General features: G+C 62.5%; 32 protein-coding genes and 1 tRNA gene. 28 read left to right on the top strand and 5 right to left on the bottom strand.

The window, feature by feature from the left end; translation table 11 throughout:
- Positions 1-16: 16 nt before the first annotated feature.
- The 3 genes from GL4_RS16525 to GL4_RS03010 are packed head-to-tail and all read right to left on the bottom strand — an operon-like array spanning position 17 to position 1918.
- Positions 17-703, bottom strand: a complete 687-nt coding sequence (locus GL4_RS16525) for an AAA family ATPase (protein WP_052464076.1) — start codon at positions 701-703, stop codon at positions 17-19.
- Positions 700-1473 carry an AAA family ATPase gene (locus GL4_RS18065; RefSeq protein ID WP_052464075.1) on the bottom strand — a complete coding sequence of 258 codons (774 nt, stop codon included), beginning with the start codon at positions 1471-1473 and terminating at the stop codon, positions 700-702. The genes GL4_RS16525 and GL4_RS18065 overlap by 4 nt, the downstream gene beginning before the upstream one ends.
- Positions 1460-1918, bottom strand: a complete 459-nt coding sequence (locus GL4_RS03010) for a bifunctional DNA primase/polymerase (protein WP_172653278.1) — start codon at positions 1916-1918, stop codon at positions 1460-1462. Before GL4_RS03010 ends, GL4_RS18065 begins: the two co-directional genes overlap by 14 nt.
- Positions 1919-2089: 171 nt before the next feature.
- Here GL4_RS03010 and GL4_RS17380 point away from each other — a divergent pair, with 171 nt between their 5' ends.
- The 24 genes from GL4_RS17380 to GL4_RS17375 all read left to right on the top strand — a co-directional run bounded on the left by GL4_RS17380 (position 2090) and on the right by GL4_RS17375 (position 16033).
- Positions 2090-2305, top strand: coding sequence for a hypothetical protein (locus tag GL4_RS17380; protein WP_197539058.1), 216 nt, complete (start codon positions 2090-2092; stop codon positions 2303-2305).
- Complete coding sequence (locus tag GL4_RS16515; RefSeq protein ID WP_052464073.1) at positions 2302-2805, top strand: DUF6378 domain-containing protein; 504 nt, start codon at positions 2302-2304, stop codon at positions 2803-2805. Before GL4_RS17380 ends, GL4_RS16515 begins: the two co-directional genes overlap by 4 nt.
- A 167-nt stretch (positions 2806-2972) precedes the next feature.
- Entirely contained in the window at positions 2973-3437 is a 465-nt protein-coding gene (locus tag GL4_RS02995) for a crossover junction endodeoxyribonuclease RuvC (RefSeq protein WP_045364407.1), read from the top strand.
- A 12-nt stretch (positions 3438-3449) separates the two neighbouring features.
- On the top strand, positions 3450-3761 hold the full coding sequence (locus GL4_RS02990) for a hypothetical protein (protein WP_045364404.1): 312 nt from the start codon (positions 3450-3452) through the stop codon (positions 3759-3761).
- Between the two features lie 514 nt (positions 3762-4275).
- Positions 4276-5214, top strand: a complete 939-nt coding sequence (locus GL4_RS02985) for a hypothetical protein (RefSeq protein ID WP_045364401.1) — start codon at positions 4276-4278, stop codon at positions 5212-5214.
- Complete coding sequence (locus tag GL4_RS02980) at positions 5214-5447, top strand: hypothetical protein (RefSeq protein WP_045364393.1); 234 nt, start codon at positions 5214-5216, stop codon at positions 5445-5447. Before GL4_RS02985 ends, GL4_RS02980 begins: the two co-directional genes overlap by 1 nt.
- Before the next feature lie 259 nt (positions 5448-5706).
- Entirely contained in the window at positions 5707-6987 is a 1281-nt protein-coding gene (locus tag GL4_RS02970; protein WP_045364387.1) for a DEAD/DEAH box helicase, read from the top strand.
- An 86-nt stretch (positions 6988-7073) separates the two neighbouring features.
- On the top strand, positions 7074-7571 hold the full coding sequence (locus tag GL4_RS02965) for a hypothetical protein (RefSeq protein ID WP_045364384.1): 498 nt from the start codon (positions 7074-7076) through the stop codon (positions 7569-7571).
- 98 nt (positions 7572-7669) lie between these two features.
- Positions 7670-7858, top strand: a complete 189-nt coding sequence (locus GL4_RS02960) for a hypothetical protein (protein ID WP_045364381.1) — start codon at positions 7670-7672, stop codon at positions 7856-7858.
- On the top strand, positions 7855-8058 hold the full coding sequence (locus GL4_RS02955; RefSeq protein ID WP_045364378.1) for a hypothetical protein: 204 nt from the start codon (positions 7855-7857) through the stop codon (positions 8056-8058). The genes GL4_RS02960 and GL4_RS02955 overlap by 4 nt, the downstream gene beginning before the upstream one ends.
- The gene (locus GL4_RS02950; protein ID WP_045364375.1) at positions 8058-8273 is read left to right on the top strand and encodes a hypothetical protein; all 216 of its coding nucleotides are present in this window, start codon (positions 8058-8060) and stop codon (positions 8271-8273) included. Before GL4_RS02955 ends, GL4_RS02950 begins: the two co-directional genes overlap by 1 nt.
- Entirely contained in the window at positions 8270-8488 is a 219-nt protein-coding gene (locus GL4_RS02945; protein WP_045364372.1) for a hypothetical protein, read from the top strand. Before GL4_RS02950 ends, GL4_RS02945 begins: the two co-directional genes overlap by 4 nt.
- On the top strand, positions 8485-9780 hold the full coding sequence (locus tag GL4_RS16510; protein WP_052464072.1) for a DUF2800 domain-containing protein: 1296 nt from the start codon (positions 8485-8487) through the stop codon (positions 9778-9780). The genes GL4_RS02945 and GL4_RS16510 overlap by 4 nt, the downstream gene beginning before the upstream one ends.
- Before the next feature lie 118 nt (positions 9781-9898).
- Positions 9899-10219: an endonuclease VII domain-containing protein gene (locus GL4_RS18180; RefSeq protein ID WP_082025427.1), complete on the top strand. Its 321-nt coding sequence runs from the start codon at positions 9899-9901 to the stop codon at positions 10217-10219.
- Positions 10220-10810 carry an ssDNA-binding protein gene (locus tag GL4_RS02930; protein ID WP_045364369.1) on the top strand — a complete coding sequence of 197 codons (591 nt, stop codon included), beginning with the start codon at positions 10220-10222 and terminating at the stop codon, positions 10808-10810.
- A gap of 5 nt (positions 10811-10815) precedes the next feature.
- A complete protein-coding gene (locus GL4_RS02925; RefSeq protein WP_045364367.1) occupies positions 10816-11121 on the top strand; it encodes a hypothetical protein in 306 nt (101 codons plus the stop codon).
- Complete coding sequence (locus tag GL4_RS02920; RefSeq protein ID WP_045364364.1) at positions 11118-11393, top strand: DUF2312 domain-containing protein; 276 nt, start codon at positions 11118-11120, stop codon at positions 11391-11393. The genes GL4_RS02925 and GL4_RS02920 overlap by 4 nt, the downstream gene beginning before the upstream one ends.
- A 92-nt stretch (positions 11394-11485) precedes the next feature.
- Entirely contained in the window at positions 11486-12040 is a 555-nt protein-coding gene (locus GL4_RS02915; RefSeq protein WP_045364361.1) for a phosphohydrolase, read from the top strand.
- Positions 12037-12450, top strand: a complete 414-nt coding sequence (locus GL4_RS18175; RefSeq protein ID WP_052464071.1) for a winged helix-turn-helix domain-containing protein — start codon at positions 12037-12039, stop codon at positions 12448-12450. Before GL4_RS02915 ends, GL4_RS18175 begins: the two co-directional genes overlap by 4 nt.
- The gene (locus GL4_RS18170; protein ID WP_045364359.1) at positions 12447-12941 is read left to right on the top strand and encodes a DNA N-6-adenine-methyltransferase; all 495 of its coding nucleotides are present in this window, start codon (positions 12447-12449) and stop codon (positions 12939-12941) included. The genes GL4_RS18175 and GL4_RS18170 overlap by 4 nt, the downstream gene beginning before the upstream one ends.
- A complete protein-coding gene (locus tag GL4_RS02900) occupies positions 12938-15142 on the top strand; it encodes a DNA polymerase (RefSeq protein ID WP_045364356.1) in 2205 nt (734 codons plus the stop codon). The genes GL4_RS18170 and GL4_RS02900 overlap by 4 nt, the downstream gene beginning before the upstream one ends.
- On the top strand, positions 15139-15318 hold the full coding sequence (locus tag GL4_RS02895; RefSeq protein WP_045364354.1) for a hypothetical protein: 180 nt from the start codon (positions 15139-15141) through the stop codon (positions 15316-15318). The genes GL4_RS02900 and GL4_RS02895 overlap by 4 nt, the downstream gene beginning before the upstream one ends.
- Positions 15315-15863, top strand: coding sequence for a 3'-5' exonuclease (locus tag GL4_RS02890; RefSeq protein ID WP_045364351.1), 549 nt, complete (start codon positions 15315-15317; stop codon positions 15861-15863). Before GL4_RS02895 ends, GL4_RS02890 begins: the two co-directional genes overlap by 4 nt.
- Positions 15860-16033: a hypothetical protein gene (locus tag GL4_RS17375; RefSeq protein ID WP_156137360.1), complete on the top strand. Its 174-nt coding sequence runs from the start codon at positions 15860-15862 to the stop codon at positions 16031-16033. The genes GL4_RS02890 and GL4_RS17375 overlap by 4 nt, the downstream gene beginning before the upstream one ends.
- Positions 16034-16112: 79 nt before the next feature.
- Here GL4_RS17375 and GL4_RS02885 read toward each other — a convergent pair.
- A tRNA-Arg gene (locus GL4_RS02885) sits at positions 16113-16189 on the bottom strand.
- A gap of 215 nt (positions 16190-16404) precedes the next feature.
- On the opposite strand from GL4_RS02885, the gene GL4_RS02880 reads away from it, so the two are divergent.
- The 3 genes from GL4_RS02880 (at position 16405) to polA (ending at position 22209) form a co-directional block, all read left to right on the top strand.
- Positions 16405-17370: an acyltransferase family protein gene (locus GL4_RS02880; protein WP_082025755.1), complete on the top strand. Its 966-nt coding sequence runs from the start codon at positions 16405-16407 to the stop codon at positions 17368-17370.
- Positions 17371-17478: 108 nt separating this feature from the next.
- Complete coding sequence (locus GL4_RS02875; RefSeq protein ID WP_045369303.1) at positions 17479-19143, top strand: FAD-dependent oxidoreductase; 1665 nt, start codon at positions 17479-17481, stop codon at positions 19141-19143.
- Positions 19144-19239: 96 nt separating this feature from the next.
- A complete protein-coding gene (gene polA / locus GL4_RS02870; RefSeq protein WP_082025425.1) occupies positions 19240-22209 on the top strand; it encodes a DNA polymerase I in 2970 nt (989 codons plus the stop codon).
- Positions 22210-22212: 3 nt separating this feature from the next.
- Here polA and GL4_RS02865 read toward each other — a convergent pair whose 3' ends face one another.
- Entirely contained in the window at positions 22213-22467 is a 255-nt protein-coding gene (locus tag GL4_RS02865; RefSeq protein WP_045364345.1) for a hypothetical protein, read from the bottom strand.
- Positions 22468-22616: 149 nt separating this feature from the next.
- Here GL4_RS02865 and GL4_RS02860 point away from each other — a divergent pair, with 149 nt between their 5' ends.
- Entirely contained in the window at positions 22617-23879 is a 1263-nt protein-coding gene (locus GL4_RS02860) for a SulP family inorganic anion transporter (protein ID WP_045364342.1), read from the top strand.
- Positions 23880-23951: the final 72 nt, after the last annotated feature.

The raw sequence follows: 23951 nt of genomic DNA, 5'->3' as shown, positions 1-23951 counted from the left end.
CTAAGGTATATGTCGGTTATGTCGGTTGTGTTCGAGCCCCTATGTCGGTCGTGTCGGTTGATGTCGGTTCGCAGCTAACGTATTGAGCTTTCTTGATCTTTTTAACCCACCCTGCCTCTGTCACCTGTGTCTGTAAACGCTCGAGCTGACGATCCGACAAATTCGCAACCGACATCTCATCTTTCCACCTTCCGGAGGTCACGATCCCGGTTTGGCTGGTCTCCAAACACCGACAAAAAGCGTCGTAGGCCATGCACTCTTGCTCCGAGAGTTCCAGCCTCACAAACTCGTTTTTCTTGAGCATGCGGACGACGCAGGACGTGACCGGCTTCCCTCTTTCCGTCTTCCCGAGGGTGAGGCTGTCCAACTTGAAGCGCATTTCGGGGATGGGGTCCAAATCGCGCTGCTTGGTCACGCGGAGCGTTCCGTCGCCGATCTCAATCTCCGTGTCGGTTGCGGCGCGCAGCAGGGAGTGGCCCCGCGCGCCGCGCGCCGTGTCCTTGCCGGAGTGATGAACGATCAGGACGGTTGCGCCTGTATGATCGCGCAGCCGGTCCATGTTCTGCACGAAGGCGCCCATGTCGGTCGAGGCGTTTTCCTCCCCGCCGGCCAGCGCGCGGCTAAGCGTGTCGATCACAATCAGGGAGACCGGCGCGCAGTGGTCGGCCCCCGCCTCATCGATCAGCGCGAGCAGGTCTTTCATGTCCGCTTTGCTGGACAGCAGGTTGATCGGGCAAGGCACACGTCCAAGGGCGCGGCATCCACTCCGAAGTGCTGCTTCAGCGCAGCGATGCGTTTGAAGATGCCGCGGCCGCCCTCCGCCGCGACGTAGAGCACCGGGCCCTGGGTCGTGGGCCGGCCGTGCCACGGGAGCCCCGCGGCGACGTGGAAGCTCAGGTCGAGGGACAGGAACGTCTTGCCCGACCCACTGGCGCCGTACATCACGCCCATGGCCCCGGCGTTGAGAACATCCTCGACGAGGGGCGTCCCGATCTGTTCGAAGGCTGAAGCCGCGGCTTCCGGGTACCGCACCCGATACAGGCCCCTCTTCGATTTTTTGGCCGTTTCCAAAATCCCCGATACGTCATCGAATTCGGTGGTGCCTGACATGCCGCCCCACGCCGCGGTGGCGTAGCTGTAGGCGTGATCGATAATGTCCTTGAGTTCTTGCGCATCCCACGGCGGCTCGGCCTTGCCGGCCTCGTTCCAATGCTCGCTGATTAAGTCGAAGGCCGCCCCCTCCGAGATCCCGAAATCACGTATGCGCGCGGCGACCTTGTACGTCGTGTCGTTCCCGCCCTCGAAGGCAATCGCTTTCGGCGCGGGGCCCTTCAGATAGTCTACTGCCCGCTTGATGGCCTGGTCGGTATCGAGGTCGGCCTGCGGGTTGCGGTCCTTCGCTTGGGCGTGGCGGCGCCGCTTCACGATGTCGAGGATGAATTGCGGCGCGGCCGCCGGCTCAAAGGATATCATATGCCGCCCCGTCGATCGTGCTGCCGGGGCCTACGACCAGGCCGCCCTCGGCGCGGATGTCGATGCCGGGGTAGCCTTCCAGGCAATCGGCGCCGCCGCGGATTTCGTTGGCGGGATCGTATGTCAGGTAGACGTGGAGTCCGCCCGAGGGTGTTCTGACGCGGAAGCTTTCGGGCAGGCCCTCCATGTCCAGCATGTCGAGCGAGGGGAGCCCTGGGCGGCCGCCTTTGCAATCCGCGTCGATCACGAGAAGGCCGCTTCCGGTCGCGATTCCGATGTTGGAATCAGCGAACTCGCCGCGCCACCAACTGTTGATTTTCTCAGCGTCCGATGTGGCTTCGCGTTGCCAGCCCTCGATCGCCGGGCGCTTGCCGTTCGGCTGCAGCGGGAACACCCTCAACCCCTGGCGCGCGAGCGCCCTGGCCCAATCGTGCTTGTTTTTCAATGTTTTCTCCCAAGCTATCAGCGCCGTCGCGTGGAAGTATCTAGAGATTTAGGGGTGATTTAGGTATCAGGAAATTGTTGAGATTTGCGGTCGGCTTCTGCGGACATCGTCGTTCAGCAAAATCGACAATACCTCTTGCAATTGTCATCGCGCAAGGTTAAAGATGTCCGCATGATGACGAAACGTGGAGGGCTCGACCCACTCTTGAGCGATATCGAGGACGCCCTTGTCGCGTACGGACTAAGCGCCACCCGGTTCGGGTATCTGGTCGCTGGCGATCCGACATTGGTGCCGAAGATGCGCGGTGGGCGGCGGGTTCGGGCCGCTTTGAGGCAGAAGATCGAAGCCGCGTTGGCGCGGTTGAGCGAGGAAGGGGTTCTGGCATGACGCTAACGCCTGAGAGGTCGAAGCTGGGGCGGTTGGCCCTGGGATTGTCTGAAGGGGAGCGCGCCGAGATCGACGCGATGATGCGGAAGCCGGAGCCAGAAGGCCTGTCCAACGAACAGTTCCGGGCACTGGTTGCCGGTGAGACGGCCGCGCAGTCTGAGCCCTACAAGGTTACGCTGCTTCGGGAGGTCATGGAGATTGTCGGCAAGCGGGGCCTGAACTACGGCACGCCTGAAGACAACTTCGCCCGCATTGCCAGGCGGTGGACCGTCCATTTCAAGAACCGCTACGGCCCCGACATGGAGGTTGATGAGCTCGACGTGGCCATACTCTGCGCGGACCTCAAACTGGCGCGCCTCGAGAACGAGCCGACCCACATGGACTCATGGAAGGACATTGCCGGCTACGCGGCTTGCGGTGGTGAGATTGCGCAGAGGCGCATCGACGGGACGTGGGTGGATGCTGCGCTGGAAGGCAGGGCCCCCGCCGTAGACGTTTGAAAAGATTGTTGAATTTTGAGAGCGATGTTTCCCGCGTATTTCTACTAGCCGGTATTTTCGGAGGGATAGGTAAGATTTAGGAAACTATTCCTTGCGTCGTGCGTCGCCAAGAAGATAGAACATGATGTGAACATTTACGAGATGGGCCCTGGGGAGGGGCGGTAGCTATGCACAGGACTTTGTTGGCGTTGGACTTGGGCACGAAGACCGGCTTCTGCGTGGGGGCCTGCGATCAAGGCTCCGATCACCAAATCAGCGATGTGTGGGACTTGCGCGAGGCGCGCAGTTCCGGCGCCGGGATGCGGTTCATCAACTTCCGCAGTCAGCTCAACAAGATCCACGCGGCGTACCCGATCGGCCAGGTGGCCTTCGAAGAGGTCCGCAGGCATCTCGGCACCGACGCGGCGCACTTCTACGGAGGCCTCCGCGGCATCCTCATGGAGTGGTGCGAGGAGCACAGCATCCCCTACGAAGGCGTCTCTGTTCAGGAGATCAAGAAGCACTGGACCGGCAAAGGCAACGCCTCGAAAGAGATGATGATCGCCGAGTGCCACAGGCGCGAGATTCCCGTGAAAGACGACAATGAGGCAGACGCGATCGCGTTGTTCGATCTCGTGGCCTCGCGGCCGTAGGAGGCTCCGCTAATGACCGGGAAGACATCCCCCGACTTCACCAGAGACCTGATTGAGAAGGTCGAAGCAGGAAGCGGGCCTCTCGACATCACAGAAGCGATGGCCATAGCGAACGATCTATCGCCGTGGTCGCCGGGGGAGCCTGAATGGGACCTGTTGGTCCGGGCGCTGAGGGACATGCACCTGTGCGCCGAGTGGCTCGCCAACTACGGCCACCATGTTTGGGCAGGCGTTGTGTCCGAGGCGGTGTGCCTACTGGACCCCCGCACCCCCGACAACGCTTTGCAGCGCATCCAGAACACAGGGGGTGGGGATGTCTCGTAATCGGTTTCCCGGTCGCTGCTACCGATGTGGGGAAACTGTACCAGCGGGCGAAGGTCATTTTGAACAGGTGACGCGCAAGACATTAGAGAAGCTGGGGCTTCGTCCAAACGGGCGCTGGCTCATCCAGCACGCTGGATGCGCAATCAAATATCGTGGGACGAACCATTCCTACGTTCGCCCCGTCGAAATATGCGAGATCAAGGAAGTGGAGGAAGGCGAATGAGGACAACCAACCCAACCTGCCCCAAGTGTGGAGACAAGATGCTTGGTCCTCACTATGAAGCTCCGTTCGCGCTCCGCTATCGATGTACGTGCGGACATTCGACGACGCGGCCCACGGATGACGCTCCGCCAACGGACACGCAGCAGTATCGACCGAGAAGGATGTGCCCATGACCAACACACCTAAAGACGGCGGGCCTGCGTTCAGGACCATCGAAACTATCGTCGTTGGTCCAGACCTCGATATTTCTGACGAACAACGAGCGGCACTGGCATCAGCGTTTGAGCGGGAATGTTGGAAGGCTTTCTCGGCCTACACGTCGTCGTCGTCGCCATATGTCGATTTTCAACCGGCCTGCGATTGCCGGGGCGTTATCCATTTTTGCGGGAGGGCCATGACATGACACCGCTTACACGGGAAGAGATTGAGGACGCACGTCGCTTGCTGCCGTTAGGCCGCACCCCACGTCACGATACAATTAACCGCCTCTGCGACGCAGCCCTCAAGGGCCTGGAGCCTTCCAACCTGAGCAACGAAGTGATCGACGCCGCACTCGCTGACGCCTTCCAGCGAGGCTTTGAGGCTTGTCGGGAGAAGGCGGACGCCAACGCATTTCAAGGCGAGAGCATAACCACCGCCAGCGCACCAGATGACATAGCCGACGCGGTTTCGTGGGCTCGCGGCTATGAAGACGCTGCGATCAACATCGGAGGCTTCATTCGCGCCCTCACCCCTGACCGGGATACTCAGAAAGAATGGAACGCATTTATGAACCAACGCATCACCCAGCCCAACGAAACCAAGGGGGAGGAAGTCATTGGCTGCATGGCCGACTTCTCGCCGGGAGACCCCGAAAACTTGACGGAGTTGATGGCCATGAAACCACCGTGGAGCACCCAACCCCCCGAAGCCAAGGGGGAGGACGAGATAGAGCGCGTCATGATTGCATTGGGGTGCCGCTCGGATCGAGTTAGCTACGACGCATATAACCTCATCAAGTCCCTCAAGGAAGAACGTGACCGCTGGCGCAACGGCTGTGAAAACGCCGCGCGCCAAAGGGACGCGTTCATTACCGAAGTCTCCCAGCTAAAGGCAGAAAATGAGAAGCTGCGGGAAGCGCTGTCCGTGCTCTCGAACACTTCCGACTTCACCAACGAAGAAGGCTTTCAAGACTTCTTGAACGCTCGGGACAGAGCCCGCGCCGCCCTACAGACCGGAGGGACTGAGTGATGGCAGGATCGTTCGACCACGTTGTTGACGAAGACGGTAAGTACCAGGGTGTCGGACTGCTTGAAAATACGGGAGACATGACCGAGGCCGTCGAGGAGATGGCTTTTATGCTTCTACTTATCAAGCAGCGTTGGGGAGGGGATCGAATTATATCTGACGCCAAAGAAGCGTACTACGAACGTTTACGTGGTGAGTTGCCTTGGCCCGATTGGTTTCCTAAGGATTCCGTCTAATGCCTAACCCCAAAGACGCAGAGCTTGTGGAGGCGGGGAAACGTGGCATCCGAAGCTACTTGGATAAGTTTGGGTGGCACCGAATGGCGCGTGAGCGGGCAGTTCAAGGTTTGGCAAAAGCTGTCATAGCAGTAGTCCGCCCCCTAATAGAGCGGGCGTTGCTGGAAGAGATGCGGGAGTGGTGCAAAGACATCTGCACGGTTCACACCGCAACGGCCATCCCCAATCTGTTCGCCAAAGAGACCCGCAACATAGACCTATGACCCTCTCCCTCCGCCCATATCAAGAGGCTGGCCGCGACTTTCTCGCCGGCAGCGAAGCGGCCTTGCTCGCCGATGACATGCGGCTCGGTAAATGCGCGCAGTCGATCTCCGCAGCGCGGAAGATCGGCGCAACCCTCCTCACGGTCGTCTGCCCCGCGAGCGTCTGCGAGACGTGGCGCCGCGAGTTCCGCAAATGGTGGCCGGGAGGGGATTACGATTTGCAAGTCTGGTCCTACGACATGGCGGCGCGGGGCAAGGCGCACCGCTGGACCGGTATCGACATTTTGATTCTCGACGAGGCGCACTATCTCAAATCATCGAAGGCGAAGCGCACGCAGGCCATCTTCGGCAAGAAGTGCGACGGCGCGGACGGGCTCGTCGCGCAGGCAGACCGTGTGTGGCTTCTGACCGGCACGCCGATGCCGAACAACCCTTCCGAGTTGTGGCCCATGCTGCGGGCCCTAGCGCCAGAGCGGATCCTGTCTCCCAGGACTGGCAAGCCGTGGAACCTGTGGCAGTTCGTCAACAAGTTCTGCAAGACCGAGTACAACCCGCATGCGCCGCAGACGCCGCGCATCATCGGCGCCAAGAACCACGACGCCTTAGCGGTAAAGCTCGACGGATTCATGCTGCGGCGAACCATGGCCGAAGTGAAGCCGGAGGTTCCGCCGCTGCAGGTCGAACCGCTCTACCTCGAGGGGGCGTTGCCGAAATTCGCCGCATGCAGCCCCGAGATCGAAGTGGTGCGCAAGGCGCTCGCCGAAGATGGCGTCGACGGGCTGCGCAAGGTGGCGGCGCACGTCGCTACGCTGCGGCGCTACACGGGTCTCGCCAAGGTCGAGCCGGTTGTGCGCTGGGTGAAGGATTGGCTGGACGGTGGCGGCCGCAAGATTGTCTTGATGGCACAGCACGTCGACGTGATCGCGGGGCTCTGCGAAGCATTCCCGAGCGATCACGCTTTGATCCGTGGGAGTGGCACGTCGAGGGGGCGGCAAGCGTCCGTTGATGCTTTCCATACCCCCGGCGGCCCACGGGTGTTCATCGGCCAGCTTCAGGCCGCCGGCACCGGCATCGACCTCTCCGCGGCACGCGACGTGCTGTTCGTCGAGAGCTCGTGGGTGCCCGCCGAGAATGCCCAGGCCGCGAACCGCATTGTGAGCGTGCAGGATCCGCAGCCACGGATTGCTACGTTCGCCACCCTCGCCGGCTCAATTGACGAAGACATCCAAGAAGCGGTGCGGCGGAAGACGGCCGATATCCTCCGCATTGTGGGCTGAATGTAGAAATCTGAGAATTTGTGATTGACGACAACTTAACCATCGTGCTAATGCAAGAGCACATTTTCGAAGGAGCGAATCGAACTATGTTCAAGGTCGAAGTCATTGCAGAGACACCCGAGCAGATGGCCGGCAAGTTAGCGGGCCTCGCGGAGATTTACAGAGAAGGCGATCGCTTCCTCAAGAACTACGACAAGGCCAAGGCGAAGAAGGGCGGCGCCGACGATAGCGAGCCCGAAGAGGCCGAGGAGGTCAAGCCTCCGAAGAAGCCGAGCGGCCGCAAGCCAAAACCGCAGACGATCGAGGCAAAGGCCGAGCCGGAGACGGAAGAGGCCGAGGCTGAAGGCGCCGATGACGACAAGGGGGAAGAGAGCGGCGAGCCTTTGACGATCGACGACGTGCGCGAGGAGATGAAGAAGTACATCGACGCGGCGGCCGTCAAGAGCGGCGACGAAGCGACACGCCGCACCGAGTTCAAGGCCCTGCTCGACGAGTTCAAGGTTCCGAAGCTCGGGGAGCTGCCCGAAGACAAGTGGCCCGCCATGGTGAAGCTGGCGAAGAAGAAGCTCGCCGAGATTTCGTAATCGGGCGAGAGCCCGACTAGGCGGGGAGACCGGAAGGGTCCGTAGCGCGCCTCCCCGCCGAACTTTTCTTTCAGATGTAGAGATTAGAGATTTCCGATATGACGAAGCCCACCTGCAAGCACTGCGGCGAAGAGATCGACGAGGAAGTCAAGAACCCGGAGTTCCCGCCGGAGACGTGCATCGAGTGCAATCCGCGCCGCCGCTGGCCCCGGTATCGCGATCGGGAAAAAGCGAACGAAGTGCAACGCCGCTACCGTGCCAATTTGAAGAAGCGGAGGGCGGCATGACGATTCAGGGCGGCTCCCAGCTTGTTTGGACTGTGCGCTGCGATTTCTGCGACGCGGAGGAATGCGTCCCCAACGGCAACGCGGAGACGTTCTTCGACGTGATCGACCTCATCAAGAAGCTGGGCTGGCGGGTCTTTCGGATGGGTCGGGAGTGGAAGCATCAATGCCCGAAATGTCGGGAAGAGGAGTTTGCGGGCTAATGGCCAGGAAGAAAAACGTAAATTGGGATCTTCCGGACAAAAATTCCTGGGATGCCGCCAACCTTGCGCTGCTCATGGATATCCGTGACGAGCTGCAAAAACTCAACGCGCTGCTTGCGTGCCGGAACTTCACCGACATCCCGACGATCTTGCGCGGCATTCGCACCAATACGGCGAAGCCGCGCAAGAAGACCGTTCGAAAGGCTACGAAATGACCGTAAAAGTGAAAAAGAGCGACCCGCCCGAGACGAAAGAGATATTGGCGGAAGCCATCACGCGGATTGGTGAAGGCTTCGACGCGCTGCAGAAAAGCGGCCTCAATAAGAAGGCCATCATCATCCTGATCCAAGCGGAAACGAGGCTGTCGCAGCGGGACATTCGGACGGTACTCGATGCGTTGCCGCGCCTGCGCGGGTGGTACTGCAGATGACCCAACCCGATCTCACCCTCCCCGCGTTCCTCGATCGCCGCAAAGGCAAGAAGGACGAGCCGCACAGCGCCCGCGCGCACGCCAAGCTGGCGCCGAGCGCGTCCCATCGCTGGATCCACTGCCCCGGCAGCATCAAGGCGTCCGAGGGCATCGACGAGAAGTCGAGTGTCTACGCGAATGAGGGCACCGCAGCGCACGAGCTCGCGGCGATTTGCTTGAAGACGGGCTTCGACGCGGATCACTACATCGGCCAGGTGGTCGACATTGAGGCCGAGAACGCCGGCACGATGTTTCTGACGAAGGGCGCCCCGCTCGGTGACAGTCTCACGAAGTTCGAAGTCACCGACGACATGGCCGAGAACGTGCAGGAATACGTCGACTACGTGCGCGAGTTTTCCCGCCTGGAAGAGGACCGCGAAATCGATGTCGAGCAGCGCCTCGACATGACGCACATCCACCCGGAATGCTTCGGGACCGGCGACACGGTGATCTATCTGCCGAAGGCCGAGTGGCTGCACGTTTTCGATCTGAAGTTCGGCAAGGGCGTGGTTGTCGAGGTCGAGGACAACCCGCAGCTCCTCACCTACGGGTCCGGCGCCGCGCGGCGCTACCACAACCGGCCGCTGAAGGGCGTCACGTTGCATGTGATTCAGCCCCGCGCGCCGCATCCCGACGGGTCGGCGCGGAGCAAGGACTACGACATCCTCGATCTGCTCGAGTTTGAGCTGGACTTGGCGCAAGCCGCCAAGGCCACGGAGGCAGAAGCCGCGCCGCTTGTGGCTGGCGATTGGTGCGGCTTCTGCCCCGCATTGCCGACGTGCGGGGCCGCGCGCGAGAAGGCGCGCACCGCGGCACTGGCCGATTTCAAAGACGACGATGAGTGGAGCACGGAAGCGATGACACCTGAAGCCCTGGCCAAGGTTCTCGAGGAGGCTGATTTCATCCTCACATGGGTCAAGAGTGTGCAGGAGTACGCCCACGCCGAGGCTGTCGCTGGGCGGTGTCCAACCGGCTACAAGCTCGTCGCCAAGCGCGCCACGCGCAAATGGAAGGGCGACGAGGAAGAGATCAAAGGCGCACTCGAGATCGATTTCGATCTGTCCGACGAAGACATACTAAAGGAGCCGGAAATGCGCTCGCCCGCGCAGCTCGAGAAGGTCGTCGGCAAGAAGGCGTTCAAGGACATCGAGGCCAAGCTCGTCGAGAAGGTGAGCTCGGGCACGAACCTCGTCGCCGTTTCGGACAAGCGGCCCGCTGTCAAAACGGAAGGGCTCTCAGATTTTGGAGAATGAACGTCGCAAGAAACGTAAGCAGTGGGAGAAAGCGTGGAGGGAGAAGAACAAAGATCGACTGCGGAAGCAAAAACGAGAGTGGCGGCGAAAGAATAAAGATCGGTACGCCTACGCCAACATGGGCCCCGCGCAGCGCGAAAAGGTGCGGCGGTACGACAGGCAAAGGAAACTGAGGAAGAAATACAACAAGTCGGAAGAAGAACTCCGCGCCATACTGAAGCAGCAAGGAGACGTTTGTAGGCTTTGTGGCACGGATAGCCCCAATTCGAAGTATGGGTGGCACACGGACCACTGTTCGGAGACCGGGCGCGTGAGAGGAATACTCTGTAGGCGGTGTAACACCGCCATAGGCCATTTCAATCACGATCCGAAACTGCTGCGGGTTGCAGCTATTTACCTAGAAGCTTTTGACCTGAATGTAGAAGATGGAGAATTTTGAATGTCAGCATTGACAGAATGCACGCTGCTCGACAGCGGCAATATCCGGACCTGCAGAGGCCGGATGCTCTACCCGGCGCTGTTCCAGCCGAGCATGCCGAAAGGTGAGACGGACGAGGACAAAGCCAAATATCAGGCCACCCTGCTCATTCCGGCGGGCTCCGATATCGATGTTCTGAAGGCGGCCTACAAGGAGCTCGTCGATGAGAACGTGCCGGAGGCCAAGCGCAAGACAACGAAGGTCAAGTCGCCGTTCCTCAAGACCGAGGATCAGCCGCGCTTCGCCGAGATGGCCGAGGACTTCCCGTGGATGATCCGCTGCCAGGCCAAGTTCAAGCCCGACGTGGTGACGCCGAAGGGCGACCGTACCGTCAGCGAAGAAGACGAGGCCGATGAGGTCTACGGCGGCCGCTGGGCGCGGTTCAGTGTGCGGCCCTATTGGTGGACGCATCCGACCGGCGGCAAGGGCGTCTCGTTCGGCCTGCAGAACGTGCAGCTTCTCGACCACGACGAGCCGATGGCCGGCGGGCGCGTGAAGGGCACGGACGAGTTCGCCCCTGTCGAAACCAACGACCTCGAAGACTTGGAGTAAGCGCCATGCAGGAGAACATGAAAGCCTGTGAGGCTTCTACCACCCAGGCCGTCGAGAAAGCGACGGTTACGAAGATCACTGAAGCGATCGCCAATTGGGCGAAGATCATCCACAACCATGCGGATACGGCGGAAGCTATGGCAGATCGCCTCGGCAACGGGGTGTCTGCTGCTCTCGGGGAATCCTGTAAGGAACCGGCGCCCCCGCCTTACGGGCTCATCGGCGCCGGGATCGAGAATCTGGACGAGATGCGACGGGCCGAAAGGCGGCTCGACGCGGCTCTCGCCCGTATCTCCGAGGCAATCGGATGAGTGAGGTCGGCGACAACTTCGAAACGCTCGGCTCGTCGGCAAAGGACCAACTGAGGGCCTTCGTCGAGCGCATCGAGCGCCTTGAAGAGGAACAAGACGCCCTGGCGGCCGACAAGCGTGAAGTCTACGCGGAGGCCAAGGGCAACGGTTTCGACACCAAAGCCCTGCGGAAGCTCATCAAGATCCGCAAGATGGACGACAACAAGCGGCGCGAAGAGGAGATGATTCTCGACACGTACCTCTCCGCGCTCGGCATGCTGCTTTTGGATTAGCCGCGGGGGGCTTTCCCTCCCTCTCGCTGGCTATAGACACCGGGGGCGTTACCCCCCGTTTGCGCCCCCGGTGTCGATTTTGGAGATTTTAAATGCGCCATTTAGTCAACATCACGGAGCGGCGAGGCGACTGGCTGCAGACGTTCACCGGCAAGCAGTTCTGGCCTCTCGATCCGCACCCGGACGACATCGACATCCGCGACATCGCGCACGCGCTCGCCAACACATGCCGTTTCAACGGGCATTGCCTGCGCTTTTACAGCGTGGCCGAGCACAGCGTTGCGGTGGCCGAGAACGTGCCGCTTGAGCATCGGCTGACCGCGTTGCTCCATGACGCGGCCGAGGCGTATCTCGCCGACGTGCCGCGCCCGGTGAAACCATACCTGTCTGGATACAAGGACATCGAACGGCAGCTTGACGAGTGCATCGCCGAGAAGTTCGGCTTGGCGTATCCGTGGCCCGATGCCGTCCATGAGGTCGACAACCGGATCCTCGCCGACGAGCAAGTCCAATTGATGACCATTGCTCCGGCGGAATGGGCGCTGCCTAGGCCGCCCCTCGGAGTCGACCTGCCCCATTGGTCGCCGCGCGAGGCCGAGGTCGCCTTCGCGTGCATGTACGAGAAGCTGTCGGGGGTTTCGGCATGAGCACCCAGGCGGCCGAAGGCCCTCTCGACACGGAAGCGCGGTACTGGCGCGATCAATGGGAGCGGGCGCAGGAGGCCCTCGAGCACGAGCGCGAACGGTACACGCAGCTCGAGGCCCTGCTCAAAGAGAACGACGAGCGGTGGCCCGATCTTGGCATCCCGCGCGCCCAAGAGACCCTACTGCGCGTGCTGTACCGGCGCGAGGTCGCGACCAAGGAGATGCTTTACCACGCGCTCTACTCGGAGCGGCCGGATAGCGATCTGCCGGAGCAGAAGATTATCGACGTGCAGATTTGCAAGCTGCGTCAAAACCTGCCGGATGCCGACATCCAAACGAGCTGGGGCCGCGGCTACTACCTGTCGCCGAAGGGCCGGGAGTGGCTCAAGGCGAAGGTTGAGGGGGCCCAGTGACCCTCGGGAGCCACCAAAGGTGCGTCGGCAAGTCGCAACAGCATCTCACGCCGAGATGGATTCTCGATCCGTTAGGGGAATTCGAACTTGACCCCTGCGCAGCGAGCCCCCGGCCTTGGTCGTGCGCCGATGTGAACTACACCGAGGAAGACGACGGCCTTTCTCAAGTGTGGTCAGGCCGGGTGTGGCTGAACCCGCCGTTCAACCGGTACGTCGTCGGGGATTGGATGGACCGGTTTTTCGATCATGGGCGCGGCATTGCGCTCCTGCATGCCCGCACGGAGACAAATTGGTTCCGCTTAGTATGGAAGTGTGCTTCCGCGCTCCTGTTCCTCGATAAGCGAGTGAAATTTTGTCGATCCGACGGGAGCATGCAGGAGGCCAACAGCGGCGCCCCCGTGGTCTTGGTCGCCGCCGACGATCTCAACGCCGCTTGCTTGCGGCGCTGCGGGCTATCTGGCGCCTTCGTTGAGGGGTGGTCGATGCAATGACCAACGGCCTCCACATCGACTTCGAAAGCCGCTCAACGGTCGACCTCAAGAAGACCGGCACGTACGTCTATGCGAAGCACCCGACGACCGACGTGTGGGGCGCGAGTTTTGCCTTCGGCGACGGCCCGATCCTCGATTGGGAATCGCCGGATGTCGTGCCGGAGTACATGCACCCTCGCTGCCCGCCGGAGATCGCCGAGCACGTCGAATCCGGGGGCCTCATCTACGCGCACAACGCGGCCTTCGAAAGGGTCATGTGGACGCATCTGCTCGGGCCCCGCTACGGCTGGCCGATCCCGAAGACCGAGCAATGGCGTTGCACGATGGTCATGGCCTACGCCATGGCGCTGCCTGGCGCGCTCGAGGACGCGGCCCTCGCGCTGGGCCTCGACGTTCAGAAGGACGCCGCCGGTCGCCGGCTCATGCTGCAGATGGCGAAGCCGCGCGGCAAGATCAAATTCTCCAAGGGCTACAGTTCCGTTCCGGACGATGCGATCCGCGTGAGAGAGATGAACGAGGAAGGGTGGGAGGCGTACGCCCGTACGCCCGACGGCCCTGTCATCGCGGATGTCCGTTGGTGGAACTCAGCCGAGAAGGTTGAGCGGCTCATCAAGTACCGCCGGCAGGACGTGGAGGTTGAGCGGGCCATGCTCGATCGCTTGCGGCCGCTGAAGCCGTCCGAGCTCGACCTGTGGCATCTGGATCAGAAGATCAATGACCGAGGAGTCTGCGTCGATGTGCGTCTCTGCGAAGCTGCGAAACAGGTTGTTGCCGACACTGCCGAAAAGCTCGACGCCGACATGCGAGCTGCCACCGAAGGCGATGTCACGGCCTGCTCCAACCGGAACCAAATCATCGCCTTCGTCAAAAGCCACGGAGTCGACACAGAGTCCGTGGCCAAAGATCAGGTTGAAGAAATCCTCGGTCGAGACGACATCCCGCCTGTAGTACGCTGCGTGCTCAATCTTCGCCGGGAGAGCGCCAAGACCTCCGTAGCCAAGATCGACGCGCTCTTGCGCGGCATGTGCCCCGATGGCCGGGCCAGGGGGCTCTTGCAGTTCCTCGCCGCCAGCACGGGTCGCTGGGCGGGGCGCCGCTTCCAGCCACAGAACCTCGTCCGCACCGATGAGGACTTTCCGGTCGCCGAGGCGATCGACGCCATTCTCGGCGGCTACTGCAGTATGGCGTTCGATGAGCCGCTGAACACGGTCAGTCAATGCCTCCGCGGCATGCTCCGTGCCCCAAAGGGCAAGAAGCTCGTCGCCGTCGACTACCGCAACATCGAGGGTCGCATGCTGGCGTGGCTCGCAGGCGAACAGTGGAAGCTCGACGCCTTCCGCGCCTTCGACGAGGGGACCGGGCCCGACCTCTATAAGGTGGCCTATGGGCGGTCCTACAACATGCCGGCCAGCGAAGTGACGAAGCCGCAGCGCCAGATCGGCAAGGTGATGGAGCTCGCCCTCGGCTATCAAGGCGGCGTCGGCGCGTTCCAGACCATGGCCGTGAATTACGGGGTGCAGCTTCCGGAAGAGGAAGTGATCGGGATACGCGATGCGTGGCGCCTCGCGCACCCCAACGTCAAGTCGTTTTGGTACGACCTCGAAGAGGCGGCGTTCATGGCTGTCGAGCATCCTGGCGAGACGGCCTACGTGGGCGAGCGCATCGTCTTCCGGGTCGCCGGGAGCTGGCTGTTCATGCGCCTGCCGTCGAAGCGGTTCCTGGCCTACGCCTACCCGAAGATCGAGTGGAAGGAGATGCCTTGGTACTCCGATGCCGACACCTATTGGAAGGATTGGGGCGACGATGAGAGTGCGCGTAAGTTTTGGGGCGATGCTGTCGCCGATTACGACGCCGACCGCGGCATGGTGCTCCTGAAGCGCAAGGCCAAGAAGCAAGTCGTCTCATACATGGGCGTCAACAGTTACACCCGCAAATGGGAGCGTTGTTATCTCTACGGCGGGCTGCTCGCCGAAAATGCCACGCAGGCCGCGTCCCGCGACATCCTTGCGGACGCCATGCCGCGGCTCGAGGCCGCCGGCTACCCGACAATTCTCACAGTGCATGACGAAATCGTGGCCGAGGTCGATGAGGACTTCGGGTCGCCCGACGAGATGGGCGCGATCATGGTCGATCTGCCGGATTGGGCCGAAGGCGCTCCGATCACGGCCGAAGGCTGGGAAGGAAAGAGGTATCGCAAGTGAAACGCGGTGAAGTCCGCCGCCCCTGGGCGGCCTGGGAGAAGTGCCTGCTGTCGAAGCCGGGCCTGACAGCAGCGGTGATCGCCGAGCGCACCGGCCGGACGGAGAAGGCCGTTGAGTCCATGCGCCGGGAAATGCGGGAACGGATGAAGCGAACCCAAGAGAGGACGCAGCAGTGAAGGAAATTTATGTCAGCGTGGACGTAGAGACGGACGGCCCGATCCCCGGCCCGAATTCGATGCTGTCACTCGGCGCCGCGGCCTTCGACGAAGAAGGCACGTTGCTCGAGAGTTGGCAGCGCAATCTCCATCCCATCATAGGGGCGTTGCCGGATCCCGACACCATGGCGTGGTGGGCCAAGAACCCCGAAGCTTACGAGATGACGCAGCGGGGCCAACTTCCCGCCAAGGATGCCATGTGTGAGTTCGCTGCGTGGGTCGATTCACTAGAGGGCAAGCCGGTCTTCGTCGCCTATCCGGCGGGCTTCGATTTCACCTTCGTCTATTGGTACTTGATGCGGTTCGTTGGCCGGAGCCCGTTCAGCTTCTCCGCGCTCGATATCAAGTCTTACGCCATGGCCAAGCTCGGCTGCGGCTACCGAAACGCCACGAAGCGCAACATGCCGAAGGAATGGTTCTCGGAGCGGAAGCACACGCACGTCGCTATTGAGGACGCAATCGAACAGGGCGAGCTGTTCTTCAACATCAAGCGGTGGCAGGGGTGAGCGAGGTCAGCAAGCACATCGAGAAGGCGGTCAAGGCAGCGCAGGAGGCCGCCGGCATCCCCCGCGGCCATGCGGCCAAGGCGATCGAGGCGGCGCTCCCGCATCTCGACAACGCACGAATGGCCGCGCGCCGGCAGGTTGGGCGGGAGCAGCAGCGCACGCGAAAATAACGAGCCACTATAACGTGCCAAAATTGCCGTTCTACAAAATTCCCGACAAACGAAAATCTAGCTAGATCAATTGTTTAGGTGGCGCACCCGACAAGATTCGAACTTGTGACCTCTGCCTTCGGAGGGCAGCGCTCTATCCAGCTGAGCTACGGGTGCTTTCGCGGAATCTGTGCGCGAACCTATCCAAACCGTGATCGCGAAGCAACGGCCCCTTAACCCGACCTGGGACGTATTGTACCCCATCTTGGGGCAGGCAGGGGCCGCCCGGAACAAGGCCGGAGGATCTGGCTGGCGACTGGAGGCAGGAGCGCGTGACGACCGGTTCGGACAGAATTGCGTGGGTCGACTACGCCAAGGGCATCTGCATCATCATGGTGGTGATGATGCATTCGACCCTGGGCGTGCAAGAGGCCACGGGCGAACCGAGCTGGATGGGCGCGCTGGTGGCTTTCGCCAAACCCTTCCGCATGCCCGATTTTTTCTTGATTTCCGGTCTTTTTCTGACACGCGTCATCGACCGGCCCTGGCGCCGATACCTCGATACGAAGGTCGTCCATTTCGCCTATTTCTACGCTCTGTGGGTGACTATCCAATTCGCCTTCAAGGCGCCCGGCTTCGCCGCGGAGGATGGCTGGGCGGGCGTGGCGCAGGCCTATGCGCTGTCCTACGTGCAGCCCTTCGGCACGCTGTGGTTCATCTACCTGTTGCCCATCTTCTTCGTGGTCTCGAAGCTCACGCGTGGCATCTCGCCGCTGATCGTTTGGCCCCTGGCGGCAGCGCTGCAGATCGCCGACGTGCAGACCGGCAGCATCGTGATCGACGAGTTCTGCGCGCGTTTCGTCTATTTCTACTCAGGCTACGTTTTCGCGGACTTCTTCTTCCGGTTCGCGGATACGGTGCAGCGCCATCCGCGCGAAGCCACTGCACTGCTGGTCGCATGGGCCGTTTTCGAGGCTGTGGTCGTGTTCAGCGGGGTGTCCGCCCTCCCGGTCGTCGGTCTGGCCCTGGGCTTCCTGGGGGCACTCGCCGTGATCACGTCGGGCGTGCTGCTATGGAGGTATGGCCTCGCGGATTTCGTCCGCTATTCGGGGGAGCACTCGATTGTCATCTATCTCGCCTTCTTCCTGCCCATGGCCGCCACGCGGATTTTGCTCGTGAAGGTCGCGCCGGGACTCGACACGGGGCTGATCGCTCTCATCGTGACCGCCATGGGGGTCGTCGTGCCCCTCATTTTGCACCGGCTGGTCCGCAACACGGCCCTCAGTTTTCTGTTCGAGCGGCCCGATTGGGCCAAGCTGAAGCCCGCGCCCGTGAGCCCGCCGGCAAAGGCCTCGTGAGGGAGCGGCCACCCCGGCTCCCATGCCTCACTTGACGCGCTTTGTCATAGGCGTCACCTATGCGGCTCAAAAACTGAGATGGCTGGGCAGCCGAGGGTGAATAAGAAGATGGCGGACAAAAAGAAGGTCATCGTTATCGGCGGCGGTTTTGGCGGCGTCTTCGCGGCTAAATCCCTAGAGAAGCTCGGACGCGGCGTGGTCGATGTCGAGCTGATCAACAACAACAACTACTTCGTGTTTCAACCCCTCCTGCCGGAGGTGGCGTCGTCGAACCTGAACTCTTCGGACGCCGTGGTGCCGTTGCGGCAACTCCTGAGCCGGGTGCAGATCCGCCAGGCCCGCGTCATGGGGATCGATTTCGAACGGAAGATCGTCATCGTGATCCAGGGCGCCCGGATGACGCCCGTAGAGCTGCCTTACGACGAGCTCGTCATCGCGCTCGGCACAGGCGTGGATCTCGCCCGCATTCCGGGCATGTCGGACCACGCCCTGACCATGAAGGACCTGACGGATGCGCATATGCTGCGCACCCACGTGATCGGCTGCCTGGAGACCGCGGACGTTACCACAGACACGCTGGTCAAGGACCAGTTGCTCACATTCGTTGTCGTGGGCGCGGGCTTTTCCGGTGTTGAAACCGCTGCGGAAACGAACGAGCTGATCAGCCGCGCGCTGCGCTACTACCACAACATCAAGCCCGAAGAGATTCGTATGTATCTCATCGAGTTCGCGCCGCGCATCCTGCCGACCTTTCCGGCGGACCTTGCCGAATACGCCACGAAAAATCTCCGCGCGAACGGCGTGGAGGTCCTGACCGGCGTGGGCACGAAGTCGGCCACGTCCACCGGTGTCGAACTCACCAATGACCGTGTGATCAACGCCTCGACCATCGTCGCCACGATCGGCAACGGGCCGCATCCGCTTGTGGACGCGCTCGGCCTCGACATGAAGTGGGGGCGCATCAAGACGGACCGGTTTATGCAGGTGCCCGGCCACGACCATGTTTGGGCGCTCGGCGACGCCGCGCTGATCCCGCTGAACGACTATCCAAAAGACGATCCGGCCGATTATGCGACGCAGACCGCGCAGTTTGCGGTGCGCGAGGGCTACCAGCTTGCGGCCAATATCGTGGCGAAGCTCAAGGGCGAACCGCTGAAGCCGTTTGCCTACACGTCGAAGGGCTCCCTCGCCTCACTCGGCATGAGTAAGGCCGTGGCCGACGTCTACGGCGTCAAGATGCACGGCATCTTCGCGTGGCTGCTGTGGCGAGGCTTCTATCTATCCTTCCTGCCGGGCCTTGTCGCGAAGTTCCGCGTCGGGCTGAACTGGATGATTAACGCCGTGATGCCCCCGAACATCGTGCAGCTGCGCATGCCGGCGCCTGCCACGCGCTACATCCACTTCTGGAAGGGCGACAAGGTGTTCGAGCCGGGCATGCTGATCGACGGCTTCTATACGGTGATCAAAGGCCGCTTCAAGCTGACCATCGACAACCCCGAGACGGGCGAGCATTTCGAAAAAGAGTTCGGGCCCGGGGAGCATTTTGGCGAGCGGGTCCTGCTCATATCGCATCTGCGCACGGGGCTTGTCGAAGCGCTCGAGGACGGCCTGCTGCTGTTCACCGCGCAGAAGGACTTCCGGCGCTTCGCGCGGGCCTTCCCGCCGCTCGAGAAATATTTCCGGAGCTATATCGACGAGACCTTCGGCGGCCCGGACAAGGCGTTCGCGCCGGGGAATGTCAAGGACGAGAAGGAAGACGAGCACGGATCGTAGGCTTCCGTTCCGTGCAACCGCGCTATCAACGCTTCTGTGGCCCGTTGGGCTTTCCCCCTCCCGCGGACGTCCCGCAGTCCTTATAGTCGCCCGGTCATGACCACGAAGACCACCAAATCCGCGACCGCAGGCAAGCCTGCGGGACTTAGCAAGCCTGCGGGACCTGGCGACCACGTCTACCTGATCGACGCCTCGGGCTATATCTTCCGCGCCTACCACGCGCTGCCGCCCCTGACGCGCCCCTCGGACGGCTTGCCCATCGGGGCCGTGCATGGCTTCTGCGCGATGCTGTGGAAGCTGTTGCGGGACGCGGACGAGCTCGCGCCGCCGACGCATCTAGCGGCGATCTTCGACAAGTCCGAGCACACGTTCCGCAACGACCTCTACCAGGGCTACAAAGCCAACCGGTCGGAGACACCCGAGGATCTCGTGCCCCAGTTCCCGCTGGTGCGCGACGCCGTACGCGCCTTCAACGTGGCGTGTATCGAAAAGCTCGGCTACGAGGCCGACGATCTGATCGCGACCTACGCGCTTGAGGCCAAGAACGCCGGCGCCGACGTGACCATCGTCTCGTCCGACAAGGACCTGATGCAGCTCGTGGGCCCCGGTATCGTCATGTACGACACCATGAAGAACAAGGTGATCGACGAAGAGGGTGTCGTCGAGAAATTCGGCGTGCCGCCCGACAAGGTCATCGAGGTGCAGGCGCTGATAGGCGACACGTCCGATAACGTGCCGGGCGTGCCGGGCATCGGCGTCAAGACAGCTGCCCTGCTGATCGGCGAGTACGGAGACCTCGATACGCTGCTTGCGCGCGCGCCCGAGATCAAGCAGCAGAAGCGCCGCGAGAACCTGATCGAATTCGCGGATCAAGCGCGCCTGTCGCGGACGCTCGTCACGCTCGACACGCAAACGCCGCTGGACGTGCCGCTGGCGGAAACGGCGGTGCGTGCGCCGGAGCCCGAGGCGCTGCTCGGCTTCATGCGCGAAATGGAGTTCACCACGCTGACGAAGCGGGTGGCCGAGGGACTGGGCGCGCCCGTCCCTGAAGGCCTCGACAAGCCCAAGAAGACGGCCCGCAAGAAAAAGGACGACTACGATCATCCGTTGCGGCAGAGCCCGCGCGGAGCGAGCGGGCCCTCACGCGACATCGCCGTTCAGGGCGGATCGCCGCGCGAGCTGGCCGCCGAGCGCCTGGACCGGATCGAGGACATTCCGTTCGACCGCGCTGCCTACGAGACCGTGACGGACACCGCACGGCTATCCGAGCTTTTAGAGGCGGCGCGCGAGCAAGCCTTCGTGGCGCTGTCGGTGAAACGCGACCGCGCCGACCCCATGGCCTCCGACGTCGCCGGCATCGCGCTGTCGCTTACGCCCGGCCAGGCGGCCTACATCCCCATGGCCCATCGCGCCGGTGACGGGCTCGACCTCGGCGGGGGGCCGGAGATTGCGCAAATTCCTCCCGTAGAGGCGCTGAAACTGCTGAAGCCGCTGCTCGAAGATGAGGCTGTGCTGAAGATCATCGCCGACGCCAAGCCCGCCATGGTGGTGCTGGGGCGTTACGGCATCGCTCTGGACAGCGTCGACGATCCCACGCTCATCTCCTACGCGCTGGATGCGGGGCGCTCGGACCACAGTCTTCCGAAACGCACGGCCGCCCTGTTCGGCCACGCCTGCCTCACCGAGAAGGAGGTGGTCGGCACCGGCAAGTCCGCGATCCCCTTCGACCAGGTCGACGTGGCGCGGGCCACGGAAGCCGCGGGCGAAGAAGCCGACGCAGGCTTACGGATGTGGATGGTGCTGAAGCCGCGCATGCCGTCCGAAGGCGTGACGGCCGTGTACGAAACGCTCGAGCGGCCCCTGGAGCCGGTGTTGGCCGAGATGGAACGGGCCGGCATCAAGGTGGACCGGGCCATGCTCGCGCGGCTCTCCGGCTCGTTCGCGCAGACCATCGCGCGGCTCGAAGACGAGATCCGCGAGCTGGCGGGCGAGGATTTCAACATCGGTTCGCCCAAGCAGCTCGGCGAAATCCTGTTCGACAAGATGAGCCTGGCGGGCGGGCGCAAGACTAAGACCGGCGCCCGGAGCACCGACGCCGCCGCGCTCGAGGAACTCGCGGCCGCAGGTCACGATCTGCCGCAGAAGATCCTCGAATGGCGGCAGCTCGCGAAGCTGAAAAGTACGTACACGGACGCTCTGCCCGCTTACATCAACGAGGAAACGGGCCGGGTGCATACGCGCTATGTCTTGGCCTCGACCACGACGGGACGCCTCGCCAGCCAAGAGCCGAACCTGCAGAACATTCCCGTGCGCACCAAAGAGGGGCGCGAAATACGCAAAGCGTTCGTGGCCGAACCCGGCAAGACGCTGATCAGCGCCGACTACAGCCAGATCGAATTGCGCGTGCTCGCGCACATGGCCGACACGCCGACCTTGCGCCAGGCCTTCGCGGACGGGCTCGACATCCACGCCATGACGGCGTCGGAGATGTTCGGCGTGCCCATCGAGGGCATGGACCCGGGCGTGCGCCGGCGCGCCAAGGCGATCAATTTTGGCATTATCTACGGCATCTCTGCGGTGGGGCTCGCCGCGCAGCTCGGCATCCCGCGCGGGGAAGCGGCCGCCTATATCAAGACCTATTTCGAGCGCTTCCCCGGCATCAAGGACTACATGGAGCAGATGAAGGCAGAGGCGCGGCACTCCGGCTACGTCTCGACGCTGTTCGGGCGGAAAGTCCACTACCCCGAGATCAACACGAAGAACCCATCGCTACGTGGCAACTACGAGCGCGCGGCCATCAATGCGCCGATCCAGGGCTCGGCCGCCGACATCATCCGCCGCGCCATGATCCGTATACCCGGGGCGTTACGCGACGCGGGGCTGAAAGCGCGCATGCTGCTGCAGGTCCATGACGAGCTGATCTTCGAAGCGCCCGAGGAGGAAGCCGAGAAGACCATGAAGGTCGCGCGCGAGATCATGGAAGCCGCGCCAGCGCCCGCCCTCGAGCTCAAAGTCCCGCTGAAGGTCGATGCCCGCGCCGCCGACAACTGGGAGGCCGCACATTAGACCTCAGCCACTGCGCGGCCGGACCACGGCGACGATGTTGGTCTGCACCACGCCGTCGACCTTGGCGATGTGGTTGAGGATGGCCTTGTCGCCGTCGGGCGAGTCCTGACAGTCGAGCTGGGCCACGAGCTTTTCGTCCGACAACCTCACGACATTGGCGAACTGGCAGTTGTCCATTTCCAGCGCCTTGAGGGTATCGAGGGTGGCCCTGGCGTTGGCCGAACCCAGCAATTCTATAAATAGATAGATATTCACCATCGTCGCATTTCCTCCGGTTCTTGCCGGCGCACGAGCGCCAGTGTTCTGTCAACACGCCTGCGCGCGTTTTGCTCCCGACTTCGCAGCTCGCCCAGCCAGAGACAATATGCTGCGTTGACGGCGCGCGTGCCGTTGCGCGACACCGGCGCATGAAGCCAAAGCTCCTGACCACCCTTCAAACCTATACGCGCGCCGACTTCCTCAGCGACACGGTCGCGGGGCTGACGGTGGCCCTGGTGGCGATCCCGCTCAGCATCGCCATCGCCATCGCCTCGGGGGCGGACCCGGCGAAAGGCATCGTCACGGTCATCGTGGCCGGATTTCTGGTCTCGCTGCTCGGCGGCAGCAAAGTCCAGATCGGCGGGCCGACCGGCGCCTTCATCGTGGTGGTCTATGGCGTCATCGCCGAGCACGGCTATGACGGCCTCGTGCTTGCGACGCTGATGGCCGGGATCCTCCTGCTGATCGCAGGCGCGCTCCGGGCCGGGAGCCTGATCCAGTACATCCCCGAGGCGGTCATCAACGGTTTCACCATCGGCATCGCGGTGATCATCGCCACGAGCCAGCTCAAGGACTTTTTCGGCATCCAGGTCGAGGCGCTTCCGGCCGACTTTCTCGGCCAGGTGGCTGCTCTATGGGCCGCGCGCGACACGGCGAGCCTAACCGCGCTTGTGATCGGCGTCGTGACTCTGGTCTCAATCGTACTGCTGCGGCGGGCGGCGCCGCGACTGCCTTGCACGATCATCGTGGTGGCCATCGTCTCGGCCGTGATCGCGGCGTTCGCGCTTCCCGCCGACACCATCGTCTCCCGCTACGGGCCCTTGCCCCAAACCTTGCCGGCGCCGGCTCTTCCCGACGTCTCGTTCGCGCGCGTGGTGGAGCTGCTGCCCAGCGCCCTCATCATCGCCTTCCTGGCGGCGGTCGAATCCCTGCTTTCGGCCATGGTTGCGGATCGCATGATCGCCAGCCATCACAGGCCGAATGCGGAGGTCATCGCCCAGGGCGCCGCCAATATCGGTTCGGCGCTCTTTGGCGGCCTGCCGGCGACGGGCGCGGTCGCCCGAACGGCGAAGAACGTGCGGGCCGGCGCAAAGACGCCGGTCGCGGGGCTTATCCATGCACTCGCGGTACTGGTCATCATGCTGGTCGCCGCGCCGCTTGCCGGGCATCTGGCGCTGCCGGCGCTCGCTGCGCTCCTCATCCTCACCGCCTGGTACATGAGCGAGCCGCACAAATGGCGCGGCTACATGGCGGAGCGGCTGTCGGACCGGGTTCTGCTGGTGCTGACGCTGGTTCTGACGGTGCTGACTAATCTCACCATCGCCATAGCAGTCGGCGTTGCCTTGGGCCTCGCCATCCGGCTGCGGCGGCGCAACGTGCCGCCTTCCGACTGGCAGACGCCGGAGCGATGACAGCCAAATAGTCGCTTCGATGCCGCCCACATGACCTCGCGCCCATCATCCGCTATGGGTTGCACCATTCGC

The organism is Methyloceanibacter caenitepidi, from assembly GCF_000828475.1.
Classification (GTDB): domain Bacteria; phylum Pseudomonadota; class Alphaproteobacteria; order Rhizobiales; family Methyloligellaceae; genus Methyloceanibacter; species Methyloceanibacter caenitepidi.
This window is presented reverse-complemented; position numbering and strand designations above follow the sequence as displayed.

What these genes read in the sequence shown, in the direction of transcription:
- GL4_RS02995 (WP_045364407.1), top strand. Translation starts at nt 2,973, where the DNA reads ATGCACAGGACTTTGTTGGCGTTGGACTTGGGCACGAAGACCGGCTTC.
- GL4_RS16510 (WP_052464072.1), top strand. Translation starts at nt 8,485, where the DNA reads ATGACCCAACCCGATCTCACCCTCCCCGCGTTCCTCGATCGCCGCAAA.
- GL4_RS02880 (WP_082025755.1), top strand. Translation starts at nt 16,405, where the DNA reads ATGGTGGTGATGATGCATTCGACCCTGGGCGTGCAAGAGGCCACGGGC.
- GL4_RS02985 (WP_045364401.1), top strand. Translation starts at nt 4,276, where the DNA reads ATGTTGGAAGGCTTTCTCGGCCTACACGTCGTCGTCGTCGCCATATGT.
- GL4_RS02980 (WP_045364393.1), top strand. Translation starts at nt 5,214, where the DNA reads ATGGCAGGATCGTTCGACCACGTTGTTGACGAAGACGGTAAGTACCAG.
- GL4_RS02900 (WP_045364356.1), top strand. Translation starts at nt 12,938, where the DNA reads ATGACCAACGGCCTCCACATCGACTTCGAAAGCCGCTCAACGGTCGAC.
- GL4_RS02945 (WP_045364372.1), top strand. Translation starts at nt 8,270, where the DNA reads ATGACCGTAAAAGTGAAAAAGAGCGACCCGCCCGAGACGAAAGAGATA.
- GL4_RS02990 (WP_045364404.1), top strand. Translation starts at nt 3,450, where the DNA reads ATGACCGGGAAGACATCCCCCGACTTCACCAGAGACCTGATTGAGAAG.
- GL4_RS02865 (WP_045364345.1), bottom strand. Translation starts at nt 22,467, where the DNA reads ATGGTGAATATCTATCTATTTATAGAATTGCTGGGTTCGGCCAACGCC.
- GL4_RS02955 (WP_045364378.1), top strand. Translation starts at nt 7,855, where the DNA reads ATGACGATTCAGGGCGGCTCCCAGCTTGTTTGGACTGTGCGCTGCGAT.
- GL4_RS02915 (WP_045364361.1), top strand. Translation starts at nt 11,486, where the DNA reads ATGCGCCATTTAGTCAACATCACGGAGCGGCGAGGCGACTGGCTGCAG.
- polA (WP_082025425.1), top strand. Translation starts at nt 19,240, where the DNA reads ATGACCACGAAGACCACCAAATCCGCGACCGCAGGCAAGCCTGCGGGA.
- GL4_RS18175 (WP_052464071.1), top strand. Translation starts at nt 12,037, where the DNA reads ATGAGCACCCAGGCGGCCGAAGGCCCTCTCGACACGGAAGCGCGGTAC.
- GL4_RS02925 (WP_045364367.1), top strand. Translation starts at nt 10,816, where the DNA reads ATGCAGGAGAACATGAAAGCCTGTGAGGCTTCTACCACCCAGGCCGTC.
- GL4_RS16525 (WP_052464076.1), bottom strand. Translation starts at nt 703, where the DNA reads ATGAAAGACCTGCTCGCGCTGATCGATGAGGCGGGGGCCGACCACTGC.
- GL4_RS02965 (WP_045364384.1), top strand. Translation starts at nt 7,074, where the DNA reads ATGTTCAAGGTCGAAGTCATTGCAGAGACACCCGAGCAGATGGCCGGC.
- GL4_RS02930 (WP_045364369.1), top strand. Translation starts at nt 10,220, where the DNA reads ATGTCAGCATTGACAGAATGCACGCTGCTCGACAGCGGCAATATCCGG.
- GL4_RS18180 (WP_082025427.1), top strand. Translation starts at nt 9,899, where the DNA reads ATGGGCCCCGCGCAGCGCGAAAAGGTGCGGCGGTACGACAGGCAAAGG.
- GL4_RS02950 (WP_045364375.1), top strand. Translation starts at nt 8,058, where the DNA reads ATGGCCAGGAAGAAAAACGTAAATTGGGATCTTCCGGACAAAAATTCC.
- GL4_RS16515 (WP_052464073.1), top strand. Translation starts at nt 2,302, where the DNA reads ATGACGCTAACGCCTGAGAGGTCGAAGCTGGGGCGGTTGGCCCTGGGA.
- GL4_RS02860 (WP_045364342.1), top strand. Translation starts at nt 22,617, where the DNA reads ATGAAGCCAAAGCTCCTGACCACCCTTCAAACCTATACGCGCGCCGAC.
- GL4_RS02920 (WP_045364364.1), top strand. Translation starts at nt 11,118, where the DNA reads ATGAGTGAGGTCGGCGACAACTTCGAAACGCTCGGCTCGTCGGCAAAG.
- GL4_RS02970 (WP_045364387.1), top strand. Translation starts at nt 5,707, where the DNA reads ATGACCCTCTCCCTCCGCCCATATCAAGAGGCTGGCCGCGACTTTCTC.
- GL4_RS18065 (WP_052464075.1), bottom strand. Translation starts at nt 1,473, where the DNA reads ATGATATCCTTTGAGCCGGCGGCCGCGCCGCAATTCATCCTCGACATC.
- GL4_RS17380 (WP_197539058.1), top strand. Translation starts at nt 2,090, where the DNA reads ATGATGACGAAACGTGGAGGGCTCGACCCACTCTTGAGCGATATCGAG.
- GL4_RS02960 (WP_045364381.1), top strand. Translation starts at nt 7,670, where the DNA reads ATGACGAAGCCCACCTGCAAGCACTGCGGCGAAGAGATCGACGAGGAA.
- GL4_RS02875 (WP_045369303.1), top strand. Translation starts at nt 17,479, where the DNA reads ATGGCGGACAAAAAGAAGGTCATCGTTATCGGCGGCGGTTTTGGCGGC.